This is a genomic window from Neisseria sp. RH3002v2f (assembly GCF_014596375.1).
Lineage (GTDB): Bacteria > Pseudomonadota > Gammaproteobacteria > Burkholderiales > Neisseriaceae > Neisseria > Neisseria cinerea.
On record NZ_MAYZ01000019.1, the window covers coordinates 1 to 14,852 of the forward strand.

General features: G+C 50.3%; 11 protein-coding genes and 1 pseudogene. 5 read left to right on the forward strand and 7 right to left on the reverse strand.

Annotation, left to right across the window (positions count from 1 at the left end; all coding sequences use genetic code 11):
* Nucleotides 1–25: 25 nt before the first annotated feature.
* Both BBW69_RS02590 and uvrA read right to left on the reverse strand, forming a co-directional pair.
* Nucleotides 26–1,003, reverse strand: coding sequence for an AvaI/BsoBI family type II restriction endonuclease (locus tag BBW69_RS02590; RefSeq protein WP_188210316.1), 978 nt, complete (start codon nt 1,001–1,003; stop codon nt 26–28).
* 22 nt (nt 1,004–1,025) lie between these two features.
* On the reverse strand, nt 1,026–3,872 hold the full coding sequence (gene uvrA / locus BBW69_RS02595; protein WP_188210317.1) for an excinuclease ABC subunit UvrA: 2,847 nt from the start codon (nt 3,870–3,872) through the stop codon (nt 1,026–1,028).
* A 152-nt stretch (nt 3,873–4,024) separates the two neighbouring features.
* Here uvrA and BBW69_RS02600 point away from each other — a divergent pair, with 152 nt between their 5' ends.
* On the forward strand, nt 4,025–4,747 hold the full coding sequence (locus BBW69_RS02600; RefSeq protein ID WP_188210318.1) for a phosphatidylserine decarboxylase: 723 nt from the start codon (nt 4,025–4,027) through the stop codon (nt 4,745–4,747).
* A 139-nt stretch (nt 4,748–4,886) separates the two neighbouring features.
* On the opposite strand, the gene znuD is transcribed toward BBW69_RS02600, so the two are convergent.
* Nucleotides 4,887–7,175 (reverse strand): TonB-dependent zinc receptor ZnuD, encoded by a 2,289-nt coding sequence (gene znuD, locus BBW69_RS02605; protein WP_188210319.1) that lies wholly within the window; start codon nt 7,173–7,175, stop codon nt 4,887–4,889.
* Nucleotides 7,176–7,584: 409 nt separating this feature from the next.
* Between znuD and BBW69_RS02610 the strand changes: the two genes are divergently transcribed.
* The 3 genes from BBW69_RS02610 to BBW69_RS02625 all read left to right on the forward strand — a co-directional run bounded on the left by BBW69_RS02610 (nt 7,585) and on the right by BBW69_RS02625 (nt 10,677).
* The gene (locus BBW69_RS02610) at nt 7,585–8,175 is read left to right on the forward strand and encodes an aminodeoxychorismate/anthranilate synthase component II (protein ID WP_003754790.1); all 591 of its coding nucleotides are present in this window, start codon (nt 7,585–7,587) and stop codon (nt 8,173–8,175) included.
* 63 nt (nt 8,176–8,238) lie between these two features.
* Nucleotides 8,239–9,267 (forward strand): anthranilate phosphoribosyltransferase, encoded by a 1,029-nt coding sequence (trpD, locus tag BBW69_RS02615; RefSeq protein WP_107996703.1) that lies wholly within the window; start codon nt 8,239–8,241, stop codon nt 9,265–9,267.
* A 666-nt stretch (nt 9,268–9,933) separates the two neighbouring features.
* Nucleotides 9,934–10,677 (forward strand): transferrin-binding protein-like solute binding protein, encoded by a 744-nt coding sequence (locus BBW69_RS02625; protein WP_223169922.1) that lies wholly within the window; start codon nt 9,934–9,936, stop codon nt 10,675–10,677.
* 143 nt (nt 10,678–10,820) lie between these two features.
* Here BBW69_RS02625 and mutY read toward each other — a convergent pair whose 3' ends face one another.
* Nucleotides 10,821–11,882 carry an A/G-specific adenine glycosylase gene (gene mutY / locus BBW69_RS02630; protein WP_188210320.1) on the reverse strand — a complete coding sequence of 354 codons (1,062 nt, stop codon included), beginning with the start codon at nt 11,880–11,882 and terminating at the stop codon, nt 10,821–10,823.
* A gap of 163 nt (nt 11,883–12,045) precedes the next feature.
* On the opposite strand from mutY, the gene BBW69_RS02635 reads away from it, so the two are divergent.
* Nucleotides 12,046–13,086 carry a zinc-dependent alcohol dehydrogenase family protein gene (locus BBW69_RS02635; RefSeq protein WP_188210321.1) on the forward strand — a complete coding sequence of 347 codons (1,041 nt, stop codon included), beginning with the start codon at nt 12,046–12,048 and terminating at the stop codon, nt 13,084–13,086.
* A gap of 277 nt (nt 13,087–13,363) precedes the next feature.
* Here the strand turns inward: BBW69_RS02635 and BBW69_RS02640 are convergent, their stop codons facing one another.
* The 3 genes and pseudogenes from BBW69_RS02640 to BBW69_RS02650 form a co-directional block, all read right to left on the reverse strand.
* Nucleotides 13,364–14,002, reverse strand: coding sequence for a bifunctional 4-hydroxy-2-oxoglutarate aldolase/2-dehydro-3-deoxy-phosphogluconate aldolase (locus tag BBW69_RS02640; protein WP_188210322.1), 639 nt, complete (start codon nt 14,000–14,002; stop codon nt 13,364–13,366).
* A gap of 179 nt (nt 14,003–14,181) precedes the next feature.
* On the reverse strand, nt 14,182–14,322 hold the full coding sequence (locus BBW69_RS02645; protein ID WP_188210323.1) for a hypothetical protein: 141 nt from the start codon (nt 14,320–14,322) through the stop codon (nt 14,182–14,184).
* Between the two features lie 11 nt (nt 14,323–14,333).
* Nucleotides 14,334–14,825: pseudogene (locus BBW69_RS02650) on the reverse strand (dihydroxy-acid dehydratase); the annotation flags it as partial.
* Nucleotides 14,826–14,852: the final 27 nt, after the last annotated feature.

Genomic DNA, 14,852 nt, shown 5'->3' on the forward strand with positions numbered 1-14,852 from the left:
AGCTTTTGCTGTTGTGAGTTAAATTTTAAGTTATATCTTTAATATTTGTTAACCAAAGGCAATATTCTTGTAGTTGTTCATCGTTAGAAAAATTGGCTGCATTAGATAGCTCATTAGATTCAAGTTGATCAAATATTTCATTAGCCATAGACTTTTCAATTGCAGCACCTAAAAATGAAGTTAAAACAGGAGTTTCTTTTTTTAAAAAAGCTTGTCGTATTCTATTTAATGCAGAGTTGGCAGTTTTCCAATGCTCATCAGCTCCTGCAGGATCTATCCCGCCTTTCAATTCTCCAAGCATACAAAATTTATCAATTTTTGAAACAATAGCTCCATTTTCAAATTCTGAATAATCTGCATTAAATAAAAGAATATCTATATTTTTATCTACAATAGGCACCTTTAAGTTAAAAGCTAATATATAACTTTTATTATTCTTAATCCAAGAAATTGCTAATGCCTGGTTTTCAACTTCATTTATACTTGAAAGATCTTCTTTACGTTCTTGCCATTCAAGATTTTTATTTGATTTCAGCTTATACCTGTAATGAATATTTTGCATCTCTAAGCATGCAATTACATATCTTTTAAGTTTCTGTTCTGCAAAAGTTCCTATTATATTTCTCATTGAACCACCAAGAGAATCTCCTTTAATAAGTAAAAAACGATATACTAATTCATCAACAAAGTTTGCTCCAGCAGGAATTAGGAATTTTTTTATTAATTCGTTTACTGCTTGCAATTTGTCTTCATTATTAAAATATTTCAATGATTTGTCTGATAATCCTGATGCGGTTAGAAGGCTAGATTGAATCGTTTCTATTTTCAACAAATCCATAGGATTTTGTGCTTTTAGTGCTTCTTGCTTAAGAAAATTGGCTTGAGCAATATAAGGCGATGATCTACGGTTTTTCTCCAAGGCAAAATTGATAAATCCTGTGCGTATTTGCTCTTTTGAGGTAATTAAATCATCGGCTTTAGTGATGAATCTGTTATAGGTCATAAATGATTTCCAAATTAAGATGTTAAATAATTTTTTTTAAATATATCCCAGTATAACTCCCTTTTACCATCGCCACCTGCTCAGGGCTACCTGAAGCAATAATCATGCCGCCTCCATCGCCGCCTTCCGGTCCTAAGTCCACAATCCAATCCGCAGTTTTAATCACGTCCAGATTATGTTCGATAATCACAATCGAGTTGCCTTTGCCTTTCAGACGACCTATGACTTCCAGCAGCAGGGCGATGTCGGCGAAGTGCAGGCCGGTGGTTGGTTCGTCGAGGATATAGAGCGTTCTGCCGGTGTCGCGTTTGGAGAGTTCCAAGGCAAGTTTGACGCGCTGGGCTTCGCCGCCGGAGAGGGTGGTGGCGGACTGGCCGAGGCGGATGTAGCCGAGGCCTACGTCCATCAGGGTTTGCAGTTTGCGCGATACGGTGGGGACGGCGTCGAAAAATTCGCGGGCTTCTTCGACGGTCATGTCGAGGACTTGGCTGATGTTTTTGCCTTTGTATTGGATTTCGAGCGTTTCGCGGTTGTAGCGTTTGCCGTGGCAGACTTCGCAGGGGACGTACACGTCGGGCAGGAAGTGCATTTCGACTTTGATGACGCCGTCGCCTTGGCAGGCTTCGCAGCGGCCGCCTTTGACGTTGAAGGAGAATCGGCCGACGTTGTAGCCGCGTTCGCGCGAGAGGGGTACGCCGGCGAAGAGTTCGCGGATGGGGGTGAACAGGCCGGTGTAGGTGGCGGGGTTGGAGCGCGGGGTGCGGCCGATGGGGGATTGGTCGACGTTGATGACTTTGTCGAGGTGTTCGAGGCCGCGGATGTCGTCGTATGGGGCGGGTTCTTCTTGGGCGCGGTTGAGTTCGCGGGCGGTGATTTTGGCGAGGGTGTCGTTAATCAGGGTGGATTTGCCGCTGCCGGATACGCCGGTGATGCAGGTAATCAAACCGAGCGGCAACTCGAGGGTAACGTTTTTGAGGTTGTTGCCGCGCGCGCCTTTGAGGACGAGCATTCGGTCGGGATTGACGGGAGTGCGTTCAGACGGCACGGCAATGGATTTTTTGCCGCTGAGGTATTGTCCGGTAACGGATTTTTCGCATTTGGCGACGTTTTCGGGTGAGTCGGCAATCAGTACGTTGCCGCCGTGTTCGCCCGCGCCGGGGCCCATATCGACCACGAAATCGGCTTCGCGGATGGCGTCTTCGTCGTGTTCGACCACAATCACGCTGTTGCCCAAGTCGCGCAGGCGTTTGAGGGTGGCGAGCAGGCGGTCGTTGTCGCGCTGGTGCAGGCCGATGGAGGGTTCGTCCAAAACGTACATCACGCCGGTCAGTCCGCTGCCGATTTGGCTGGCGAGGCGGATGCGCTGGGCTTCGCCACCGGAAAGGGTTTCGGCGGAGCGGCTTAAATTCAGGTAATCCAGTCCGACGTTAATCAGGAAGCCGAGCCGCTCGGTGATTTCTTTGAGGATTTTTTCGGCGATTTGTTTTTTGTTGCCGTCCAAATCCAGCGTTTCAAAGAATTGGTGGGTTTTGGTCAGCGGCCAGGCGGAAACTTCGTGCAACGGTTCGCCGCTGACGTAAACGTAGCGGGCTTCTTTGCGCAGACGTGCGCCGCCGCAGCTCGGGCAGGCGCGGTGGTTCTGGTATTCGCGCAGTTTTTCGCGCACGGTTTCGCTGTCGGTTTCGCGGTAGCGGCGTTCGAGATTGGGGATGATGCCTTCGAAGGCGTGGCTGCGGTTGAAGGTGGTGCCGCGTTCGGATAGGTAAGTGAAATCAATGACTTCTTTGCCTGAGCCGTGCAGCACGACTTTTTTGACTTTTTCAGGTAGTGTTTCCCAAGCAGCCTGCACGTCGAAACCGTAATGCCGCGCCAGCGACTGAATCATTTGGAAATAGAACTGGTTGCGTTTGTCCCAACCGTCAATCGCACCTGCGGCTAAGGATAATTCAGGATGGGCGACCACTTTTTCGGGGTCGAAGAAATTGGTGTTGCCCAAGCCGTCGCAAGTCGGGCAGGAACCCATTGGGTTGTTGAACGAAAAAAGGCGCGGCTCTAATTCGGGCAGGCTGTACGAACACACTGGGCAGGAGAAACGCGCGGAAAACCAATGCTCTTCGCCGCTTTCCATTTCCATTGCCAGCGCGCGCTCGTTGCCGTGGCGCAGCGCGGTTTCAAAACTTTCCGCCAGCCGCTGCTTGATGTCCGCCTTCACTTTCACGCGGTCGATGACCACGTCGATGTTGTGCTTGATGTTTTTTTCCAGCTTCGGCACTTCGTCCAACTGATAGACCTCGCCGTCTACGCGCACCCGCGCAAAACCCTGCGCCTGCAAGTCGGCAAAGAAATCGACAAACTCGCCCTTACGCTCGCGCACCGCCGGCGCCAGAATCATCACGCGCGTGTCTTCCGGTAGTTTTAAGACGGCATCGACCATCTGCGACACGGTCTGGCTGGATAGCGGCAGCTTGTGTTCGGGGCAATACGGTGTGCCGACGCGTGCGTACAAAAGGCGCAGGTAATCATGGATTTCCGTAACCGTACCGACGGTGGAACGCGGATTGTGGCTGGTGGATTTCTGCTCGATGGAAATCGCGGGCGACAGACCTTCAATCAAATCGACGTCGGGTTTGTCCATCATCTGCAAAAACTGCCGCGCATAGGCGGAAAGGCTCTCAACATAACGCCGCTGCCCTTCGGCATACAGCGTATCAAACGCCAGCGACGATTTGCCGCTGCCTGACAATCCTGTTACCACCACGAGCTTGTGGCGCGGAATGTCTAAATCGACGTTTTTCAAATTATGCGTACGCGCGCCGCGGATGCGGATGGTGTCGTTGTCGTGTGAATGTTTGGGATGATGGTTGCACATGGTGAATGCCGTCTGAAAAAGAAGGAAACGGCTATTGTAGCACTTTATCAAATAACGTCTTAAGCAGGATTCAGACGGCATTTGCCAGCGGAGTACGGCAGATTCCGCTATAATGTCGGCAATTTTAACCCGCTTGAATAGAAGGATGACAAATGAACCGTCTTTACCCCCACCCGATTATCGCCCGTGAGGGCTGGCCGATTATCGGCGGCGGTTTGGCTTTGAGCCTGCTGGTGTCGATGTGCTGCGGCTGGTGGTCTTTGCCGTTTTGGGTGTTTACCGTATTTGCCCTGCAGTTTTTCCGCGACCCTGCGCGTGAGATTCCGCAAAATCCTGAAGCGGTGTTGAGCCCGGTTGACGGCCGTATCGTGGTGGTCGAGCGTGCACGCGATCCGTATCGTGATGTCGATGCTTTGAAAATCAGTATTTTTATGAACGTGTTCAACGTGCATTCGCAAAAATCGCCTGCTGATTGTACGGTAACGAAAGTGGTCTATAACAAAGGCAAATTCGTGAATGCGGATTTGGACAAAGCCAGCACAGAAAACGAACGTAATGCGGTGTTGGCGACTACGGCTTCAGGTCGTGAAATTACTTTTGTTCAAGTGGCTGGTTTGGTGGCGCGCCGTATTTTGTGCTATACCCAAGCAGGTGCGAAACTGTCTCGTGGCAAACGCTATGGCTTTATCCGTTTTGGCTCGCGCGTGGATATGTATCTGCCTGTCGATGCGCAGGCGCAAGTGGCGATTGGCGATAAAGTTACCGGCGTCAGCACTGTATTGGCGCGTTTGCCGCTGACTGATCCTCAAGCCGAGCCTGTTTCACAAGCTGCTTCGGTTGAAACAGCGGCAAACCAATCTGCCAAACAGCACTAAATCGAAGCTGCTGCTGCCAAGATTCAGGCGGCTGTGCAAGATGTGTTAAAAATTAATTGCCGGTTTTAAAATTGGTTTAAAGTAAGAAAAAGGTTTTCAGAATGCCGTCTGAAAACCTTTTTTGTTTGCCTGTCCAATTTTAAAACTTCACGTTCACGCCGCCGGTAAAGCTGCGGCCCATTTGCGGCGTATCAGAGAGGAAGCTGCTGTGGGCGTAAACGGATTGGTTGAGCAGGTTGTCGGCTTTGACGTACCAATTCCACTCGCCATAGCGTGTATTGCGGCGGTAGTTTGCGCCGAGGTTGAGCATATGGTGTCCGGGCGTGCGTGTTTCGTAGCGGGCGAGTTTGTTTTGGGCGAACACGCGGTAGTAGTCCAAATTGGCATCGATACGGTCGGTCAGCGAGGCTTTCAGGTGGAAGCCGAGGCGCGCAGCCGGAACGCGAGGCGCGTTTTGGTCGTCCTGTGCGATGAAAGGACGGTTGCCGTAAGCATCTTCCCTACCGGGCAGCGACGGAAGGTTTTTCAGACGGCCTCGTACATAGTCGCCAGAAATACCGATGCGGTAGCGCGGTGTCGGTTTGAAGTAGATTTCGCCTTCCGCGCCGTAGAAGTCGGCACCGGATTGGTTGTAGCGCACGAGCTTCATTTCGCTGTCGTCTTCGATGGATTTTGGGCCGCGTCCGTCGTTTAAGGTTTGGGCGTAAATGTAGTTGCCGAAGCGGTTGCGGTAGAGTGCCAGATTGTATTGCCAGCGGTCGCCTTCGTAGCCCAGCGCGAGTTCGATGTTGTTGGAACGTTCTTTGTTGAGGTGTTTGTTGCCGACTTCAAAGGTGTTGGTGGCAACGTGTTTGCCGTGTGCGTACAGCTCTTGCGTTGACGGCAGGCGTTCCTGATGGGAGGCGGTCAGGCTGAGTTTGTGGTGTGGCGTGAAATACCAGTTGCCCGAAAGTGCGAACGAGCGGGCGGTTTGGCGGTGCGCACCGAGGTCGGGCAGGGGTTGGTTGTAGTAGTTTTCCCGATCAATCAATGCTTTGTCGTACTGGATGGAAGCTTTTTGTTTTTCCACGCGTACGCCGCCTTCAAGCGTGAAGTTGTCCCAGTTTGCCTGTTCTACACCGAAAAAGCTGTAATGGCGCACATTGTTGTCAATCAGCATCGGCTGTTGGACGGTTTCGGGAATGGCAGAAAGCGCGCTGGATTTTTGTCCCAAATATTGCACGCCCCAGCTGCCTTTCAGACGGCCTATGGGGTGGTGGCGCAACTCGATACGGGCGTTGTGTGTTTTGTTGTTGAAGAAGTTTTCTACTGCATCGCCTGCTTTTTCGTCGTGGTGGTAGTCGTTGCGGTTCAGGTGCACGCGTAGGGCTTCAAAACCGGGGAGTGGCTGCTTCCATTCGGCGCGGAGTTCGTAGCGTTTGTTGCGCAGGTCTATCCACGGTCTGCCGTTGTGGGCATGGGCGTGTGCATTATCGTCGTCGTGGAAGCCGCAGCTTAAGCCCGGATTGTCGTAATCGACGTCTTCTTCGGTCAGCAAGTGCGGATAAAGCTGCAAATAGCGTTTGTTAATCAAACTCTTTTGCCAGATGATGTCGGCGTGGCAATCATCGTATTCGTGGCTGTGGGCAGGCAGGCCGTATTGGTCGCTACGGTCGCTGTACGCCACGCCGATAAAGCCTTTTTCGCCAACCCAAGACAGTCCGATGCTGCCTGTTTTGGAATCGGCATGGCTGTCGGGCAGTCGTTTCAGACGGCCTTCTTCTTTTTGATAGCGCGGTACGGCGTAATCGCCCGATTTGCGGTACAAGCCTTCGGTATGCAGCACGAAGTTGTTGCCCAAACCGATATTGATACCTGCGGATGTCAGTTTTTCCAAATTGCCGCTGCTCAAACGCAATCCGGCTTCGCCCGATACGCCGTTTTCAGGCATTTTTTCAGGAATTTTGCCATCGGCAACATCGACCAAACCGGCCACATTGCCCGAGCTGTACAAGAGCGTAACTGGGCCGCGCAGGATTTCGACCTGTTGCGACAAGGCGCTGTCCACCATCAAGGCATGGTCTGGAGAGAAGTCCGCCATGTCGCCCGTTTCGCCGTGATGGTTCAATACTTTAATCCGTCTGCCTGTTTGACCGCGAATGACGGGAGCGGATGCGCCGCCGCCGTATTGCGAGGCATGAATGCCCGGTACGCCGTCTAAAGCATCGCCCAAGTTGACGGCTTTTTGGCGCAAGGTGTCGCCGGAGATGATTTTATCGGAGGCGGTTGAAGTGTGCAGCAGCCCCGACGTGGTGCGCGGACGGCTTTTGCCGACGACGGTAACCGTTTTTAAGTCCATAGACTGTTCGGTCCCATGTGCTTGCGAGAGGATAGGAGTGCTGATTAAAAGAATTGATAAAACAATGGGTTTTAGCGTAGTTTGCGCCATTTTAGTTTCTCATCACATTTTGAAAACCTGTTATTATATAACATTGCATTATTTATATAATAAATTTTTAAGAAAAAACCAAGGTACCGGAAAAAGTTTTTTCAAATGATACGGTTGTGACATTTAATGGCGTTAATTTGTATTAACCCTAATTTTAGGGAAGTGAATGATGTGAATACGAATTCCGCTATATTTGGCTATCGGATAATCAAAATTTATGAGGGCATAAAATCGGTGCTTTCCCGAATGGTCGAAAAGATGGCAAAATTGCACACTTGTCAGAAAGCGAGACTCTGCGTCAGATTCCTAAGGGTGCATCAGGCACGCTAAGATATAAGGGGTATGCTCAGGGGTATCGGAAAGGCAGTAAATAATAAATAACACTATAAATCAACAGGTTAATTACAAAATGCTTTTATTTATTGATAATTATGACAGTTTCACTTACAACATCGTCCAGTATTTTACAGAATTGGGGCAGGAAGTTGTCGTGCGCCGTAACGATGATATTACATTGGAAGAAATCGAAGCCTTAAAGCCGCAATATCTTGTAATCGGCCCCGGACCGTGTTCCCCTAAGGAGGCGGGTATTTCAGTAGAAGCCATGCGCCATTTTGCCGGCAGGCTGCCGATTATGGGCGTGTGCCTAGGGCATCAGACGATAGGCGAAGCGTTCGGCGGAGATGTGGTACGGGCAAAAACCTTGATGCACGGCAAGGTGTCGCCTGTGTCCCATTCGGGTAAGGGTATGTTTAAAGATTTGCCCAATCCGGTTACCTGTACGCGTTATCACAGCCTCGTTATCGATAGGAATACGATGCCCGAATGTTTGGAAGTAACGGCTTGGACTGAGGACGGCGAGATTATGGGTGTGCGCCATAAGGAATATGCCGTTGAGGGGGTACAATTCCACCCTGAAGCTCTGCTGACCGAACACGGACATGATATGTTAAACAATTTTTTAGTTGAATTTCAAAACTTCAAACCGCAAAAAATCTGACGTGATGCCGTCTGAAGCCCTTCAGACGGCATTTTCGTCCGAATATTGAACGGAGGACAAAAAATGATTACACCGCAACAGGCTATCGAACGATTAATCAGCAATAATGAGTTGTTTTACGATGAAATGACCGACTTGATGCGTCAGATTATGAGCGGACAGGTTCCGCCGGAGCAGATAGCGGCCATTTTGACAGGATTGCGTATCAAGGTTGAAACCGTTTCCGAAATTACCGCAGCTGCAGCCGTCATGCGCGAGTTTGCGACAAAAGTGCCGCTGGAGAATGCAGAGGGGCTGGTCGATATCGTCGGTACTGGCGGAGATGGTGCCAAAACCTTCAATATTTCGACGACTTCGATGTTTGTTGCCGCAGCGGCAGGCGCGAAGGTTGCCAAACACGGAGGCCGGTCGGTCTCTTCCTCCAGCGGTGCGGCGGACGTGATGGAGCAAATGGGCGCAAACCTCAACTTGACTCCCGAACAGATTGCCCAAAGTATCAGCCAGACCGGTATAGGGTTTATGTTTGCACCCAATCACCACAGCGCTATGCGCTATGTCGCCCCGGTGCGCCGTTCGCTCGGTTTCCGAAGTATTTTCAATATATTGGGTCCATTGACCAATCCTGCGGGCGCGCCGAACCAACTTTTGGGCGTGTTCCACACCGATTTGTGCGGCATTTTGTCGCGGGTCTTGCAACAACTTGGTTCCAAACACGTTTTGGTTGTTTGCGGGGAGGGCGGTTTGGATGAAATTACACTGACGGGCAAAACGCGCGTTGCCGAGCTAAAAGACGGAAAAATCAGCGAATACGACATCCGCCCAGAAGATTTCGGTATCGAAACCCGCCGCAATTTGGATGAAATCAAAGTTGCCAATACTCAGGAATCTTTGTTGAAAATGAACGAGGTGCTGGAAGGAAGAGAAGGGGCGGCACGCGATATCGTATTGCTTAATACCGCCGCCGCCCTATATGCCGGAAATATCGCTGCTTCGCTTTCAGACGGCATATCTGCCGCACGGGAAGCCATCGATTCAGGTAGGGCCAAATCGAAAAAAGAGGAGTTTGTCGGGTTTACGCGGCAATTTGCCTAAGCAGGCAGAATGAATATAAAGCAACAAATGCCGTCTGAAAATTTCAGACGGCATTTGTGTTTTAGAGTCAAAAGAATGGAGAGGGCAATTTATTTATATATAGTGGATTAACAAAAATCAGGACAAGGCGACGAAGCCGCAGACAGTACAAATAGTACGGAACCGATTCACTTGGTGCTTCAGCACCTTAGAGAATCGTTCTCTTTGAGCTAAGGCGAGCCAACGCCGTGCTGGTTTTTGTTAATCCACTATAAAACTTTTGGGGCTGTAAAAGAGCAAAGATTGCAGTTGCAACGTGTGGTAGAGTATGGCGAAAATCGAAACATTACAGTCAAAATTACGGAGATCGAATAAAGGTGCTCATGAGAAATCCCCTAAATGCCTTGGTGGGAATTTTGGGGATTTCGGGGGGATTTTGCAAAGGTCTCAGGCCGTCTGAAAAAGTGGGTTGATTTGATGCGTTTCCTGCTAATGAATTGTTAACTTAGTCATAATTTAGTTATATTTTGTTTGCAAATTTACTTAAATTAACTATTGCGGATGGGTTAGCTTATCTTTTTAGTATAAAATGTCTAAGTCATTGATTCAGGTGCGTCGCAAGCACAATCAAGACTTGTTCCCGAATACAGAAACTTCGAGATTCAATTTAAAAAAGGATGATACGACATGAAAAAAGTACTTGCATTGATTTGTACAGCAGCTTTGGCTGCCTGCGGAGGCGGTGGTGGTGGAAATTCCACTCCTTCTTCACAACCTACGCCTAACGCAGGTTCAAGCAACCCATCAACGACAACTCCTGCTACTCCGGCGGTTCCTACCGCTGCACAGCAAACAGTTGGTGGTAACAGCATTGCCATTGATAATAGCAACATCAAACACATCCGCGTTGACGGTGTGGATTTCGATTTGACCCAAAGCGGTGGTGTTTCTTTGGGTGATTGGAAAAGCAAAGTCCCTGGTTTTGCTTCAGGAATTGCATCCGGCGAGCCGAAATCCGTACAGAAATTCTTAGTCAATGCTGCTTCAGCAAATGCTACTGCCGGCGTGTTGGAAGTTAACGGCAAAAAACAAGCTTTTTTCAGCGGACACTTTACGCCTGCAGCCGAGCTGCCTAAAGGACAAGTTCATTACGGTGCCAGCGTTGCCTCTATGCATAGCGGCGCAAATTACGGTATTGACCGCACAGAGTTGACTGCTAATTTTGACAGCAAAAAATTAACAGGCACTATCTTCCGTGATGCTAAATTTGGTGGCGACATTGCTGTTAATGCCCAAATTAGCGGCAACAAATTTGACCAATCGGGTGCGACCCAAATCAAAGGCGGTTTCTTTGGCAAAAATGCAGCGGAAGTTGCAGGCGGATTCTCTAACGGCAATACGGTAGGCGCATTCGTCGGCTCGAAGAAATAATCTTCCGGTAAACGGTATGTAAATAAAGGCCGTCTGAAAACAGGTTTTCTGGTTTTCAGACGGCCTTTACTTTCCTGTAAAACAACACTCAGGCCGTCTGAAAAACAGCTTCGACAAAGACGCGGTACACAATGCCACCAGGCTTAACTTTCTCTATCTAATACAGCCCCAAATTTTTTACTGTTTAAATAGATTTCCAAAGGCTTGGGCAGGCCGTAATCTTTCAAATGCGCCGGCTTTATCCAAATGCCGTCTGAAGGGCTTTCAGACGGCATTTGTCCTTCAATCGGCGTAATCATCAGCAACCGGTGCGTCAGGCGGTGGGTCAGGGCGGTTTGTTCGTCCATATCTGCCATGGTCAGGGAGAATTTGGCGGCAAAGTCGGAAAGCCCGTTCAAACTTTCAAAACACGGTACGCAATACAGACCGCCCCAAATGCCTTTGGCGGGGCGTTTTTCCAGCAAGATTGCGCCGTTTCGGTTGCGGACAATCAGCCAGTAAAGCGGCAGGGTTTGTACCTCGGGGGCAGTTTTTTTGCGCGGTAACTCGGCGATGCGGTTTTGCTTTTTCGCTTCACAGATGTCTGCCATCGGGCATTGGTGGCACAAGGGTTTCGTCCGTTTGCACACGGTTGCCCCCAAGTCCATCAAGCCTTGCGTGTAGGCGGGCATATCGGCGTTTTCAGACGGCATCAGACTTTCGGCAAGCGTCCAAAGCGAGTTTTCAAATTTTTTGTCTTGAGGATTGCCGTCGCGGGCGAACACGCGGCAGAGTACGCGTTTGACGTTGCCGTCCAAAATGGTTTCGCGGCGGTTGAAGGCGAAGGCGCAAATAGCGGCGGCGGTGCTTCTGCCGACGCCGCAGAGGGTTTCCAAGTCTTTGCGCTCCGATGGAAATGTGCCGCCGAATTGTTCGACGACTTGTTGCGCGGCTTTGTGCAGATTGCGCGCGCGGCTGTAATAGCCTAAGCCCGCCCACAACGACAACACTTCGTCTTGCGGCGCGGCGGCAAGCGTTTGTATGGTCGGGAATTTTTCCAAGAAACACGGATAGTAGTCCAACACGGTGGCAACCTGCGTTTGCTGGAGCATGATTTCGGAAAGCCAAACGCAATAAGGGTTTTTGACTTGCCAAGGCAGGTGGTGTCTGCCGTATTGTTTCTGCCAGCGGATGAGCCGTTCGGAGAAGGGGATGGGTGTGTTCATTAATATCAATCTGTGGTTTTATTTATATTTAAAACAGTATGTTATGGTATAACTTTGTGAAAGTAATTCTTATTGGCTTATTTTTTGTAGGGGGTATGTAACTCATATAAAGAGACTTTATTGCGGTATTGAAATTATTTATCAACAAGCAAGGAGTATCAGCATGAAAGCAATGGTTTATTACGGCGCAAACGACATCCGTTTTGAAGAAAAACCCCGTCCGCAGATTATCGATCCGACCGACGCGGTGGTGAAAATCGTCAAAACCACGATTTGCGGTACCGATTTGGGTATTTGGAAAGGCAAAAACCCCGAAGTCGCCGACGGCTGTATTCTCGGCCATGAAAGCATCGGTATTGTAGAAGAAGTCGGCGAGGCTGTAAAAAACATCAAAGTCGGTGATAAAGTCATTATTTCATGCGTCAGCAAATGCTGTACTTGCGACAACTGCAAAATCCAACTCTATTCACACTGCCGTAACGGCGGCTGGATTTTGGGCTACATGATTGACGGCACGCAAGCCGAATACGTCCGTACGCCTTATGCCGACAACAGCCTTGTTCCGCTACCCGACAACGTCAATGAAGAAGTCGCGCTGCTGTTGAGCGACGCCTTGCCGACCGCCCACGAAATCGGCGTGCAATACGGCGATGTTAAACCCGGCGACACCGTATTCATTGCAGGTGCCGGCCCTGTCGGTATGTCTGCGTTGCTGACTGCGCAACTGTATAGCCCTGCCGCCATCATCGTTTGCGATATGGACGAAAACCGCTTGAAACTGGCGAAAGAGTTGGGCGCGACCCATACCATTAACCCTGCTTCCGGCGACGTCTCCAAACAAGTCTTTGCCATCGTCGGAGAAGACGGCGTGGACTGCGCGATCGAAGCCGTCGGTATCCCTGCGACTTGGAATATGTGCCAAGACATTGTGAAACCCGGCGGCCATATCGCTGTGGTTGGTGTACACGGTCAGTCCGTTGATTTCAAACTGGAAAAACTGTGGATTAAAAACCTTGCAATCACAACCGGTTTGGTAAACGCCAATACCACCGAAATGCTGATGAAAGCGATTTCCAGCAGCTCCGTCGATTACACCAAAATGCTGACCCACCGTTTCAAATTCAGCGAATTGGAAAAAGCCTACAACGTGTTCAAGCATGCTGCTGAAAACCAAGCCATGAAAGTGGTTTTGGAAGCGGATTAATCAGCGTTGAATCAGTTGTTTTTTAACCGGATGCCGTCTGAATGCGTTTCAGACGGCATTTTTTCAGCCGTGTAGCACGGGCTGTCCGGCCGCTGTATTTGTCGAATGGATTGACCGTTATTTTTATTATGCGGAAGATGGATGGGCATTTTAGGGGCAGTATGTCGGAGCGGTGCTGCTATGTATGCCTACCGAGTCGCCAATCGGCAAAATGCCGTCTGAAACAGGAAAGGGACGCAATATATAAGGGCTTCAGACGGCATTTTTACGATGCGAATCAGGCTTTGGGTTTCAATGCCGCCGCTTCTTTGGCGAGGCGGGTGATGGTGTCCCAGTCTTTGTTTTTCACGGCTTCTTTCGGTGTCAGCCATGAGCCGCCGACGCACAAGACATTAGGCAGTGCCAAGTACTCGGGCGCGGTAGCGAGACTGATACCGCCGGTCGGGCAGAAGCGCACGTCGGCATAAGGACCGTAGAGTGCTTTGAGCATGGCTTTGCCGCCAACGACTTCGGCAGGGAAGAGTTTGAGGGTGTCGATGCCGTGTTCCAAAGCCAGTTGGACTTCGCCCGGTGTGGCAACGCCGGGAATCAGGGGAATGCCGCTGTTGTGGCTGGCTTTGGCGAGGGATTCGTGCAGGCCCGGGCTGATGGCGAAAACCGCGCCTGCGTCTTCGACGGCTTTGAGCTGTTCGGGATTAGTTACTGTACCTGCGCCGACGATGGCGTTGGGCACTTCTTTGGCAATCAGGTGGATGGCGTCGAGGCCGACAGGGGTGCGCAGGGTGATTTCGAGGGTGGGGATGCCGCCTTCGACAAGGGCATGGGATAAATCGACGGCAGTACTCAAGTCGTCAATCGCCATCACAGGTACAACTGCGCCTGCGCTTAGGATTTCGCGGGGGGTCAGTTTGGACATTTCGGTTCTCCGGGTAGGATGGGGTGTTTTATTAAGATGGGACAGGTTGTAGGTTGGATTCAAGAAACCGACATCTTGGACGGCTGTGTCGGATTCGAGAATCCGACCTGCGTCTATCTTAAAACGCTTGAATAATTTTTCAGACGACCTTCTGTTTGAAAAGGCCGTCTGAAAAGGGTTTAGGCAAATTCGCCTCCGAAGCTCATGGCGCCGGTTTCTGCGCTGCTGGTCATGCTGCGGAAGTTGGCGAAGAGTTCACGGCCGCAGCCTTGTTGGTTCGCGCTCAAGTCGATTTGTTCGACTTCGCGGGCATTCTCCATTCGGCTTCGTTGATCAGGACATTGAGTTCGCCGGTAAACAGGCCGCCGTCAAACATTTGATGCGACAGACCGATGGCGGTACTCATGGCAATCACGTCGCGGGAAAACAGCGACAATTCCATACCGGCGTAGCCTTGGGTAATACCGTCGCACATGGCGGGTGTGCCGCCGGCGACTTGGGCGGTAGCGCCGTTTTTTTGTGCTTCGTCTTTGATTTGGTCAGGGAAGTCTTTAAACGGCTGGTGTGCGGAAACCATGTCATTGTAGGCAGTGATGATGCCTAAGTTGGGGACAGTTTCCTGAAGCATTTCGATTTTGATACTTTTAGGCATGGCGGCGTAACCGTGCGCCAAGTTGCTGCAGCCGAGCTGGTTGCGCTCCAGCCGTCCCATTTGTTTGGCGCTGCGGATTTTCGCCAGATATTTTTCACGCGTCGGGCGGCTGCGCTCAATGATGCGCTCGGTAATCTCGGCAAGCTTGGGGTGGATAGGAGAGGAGTTCATGTTCGACCTCTTGTTTGAATGCGATGG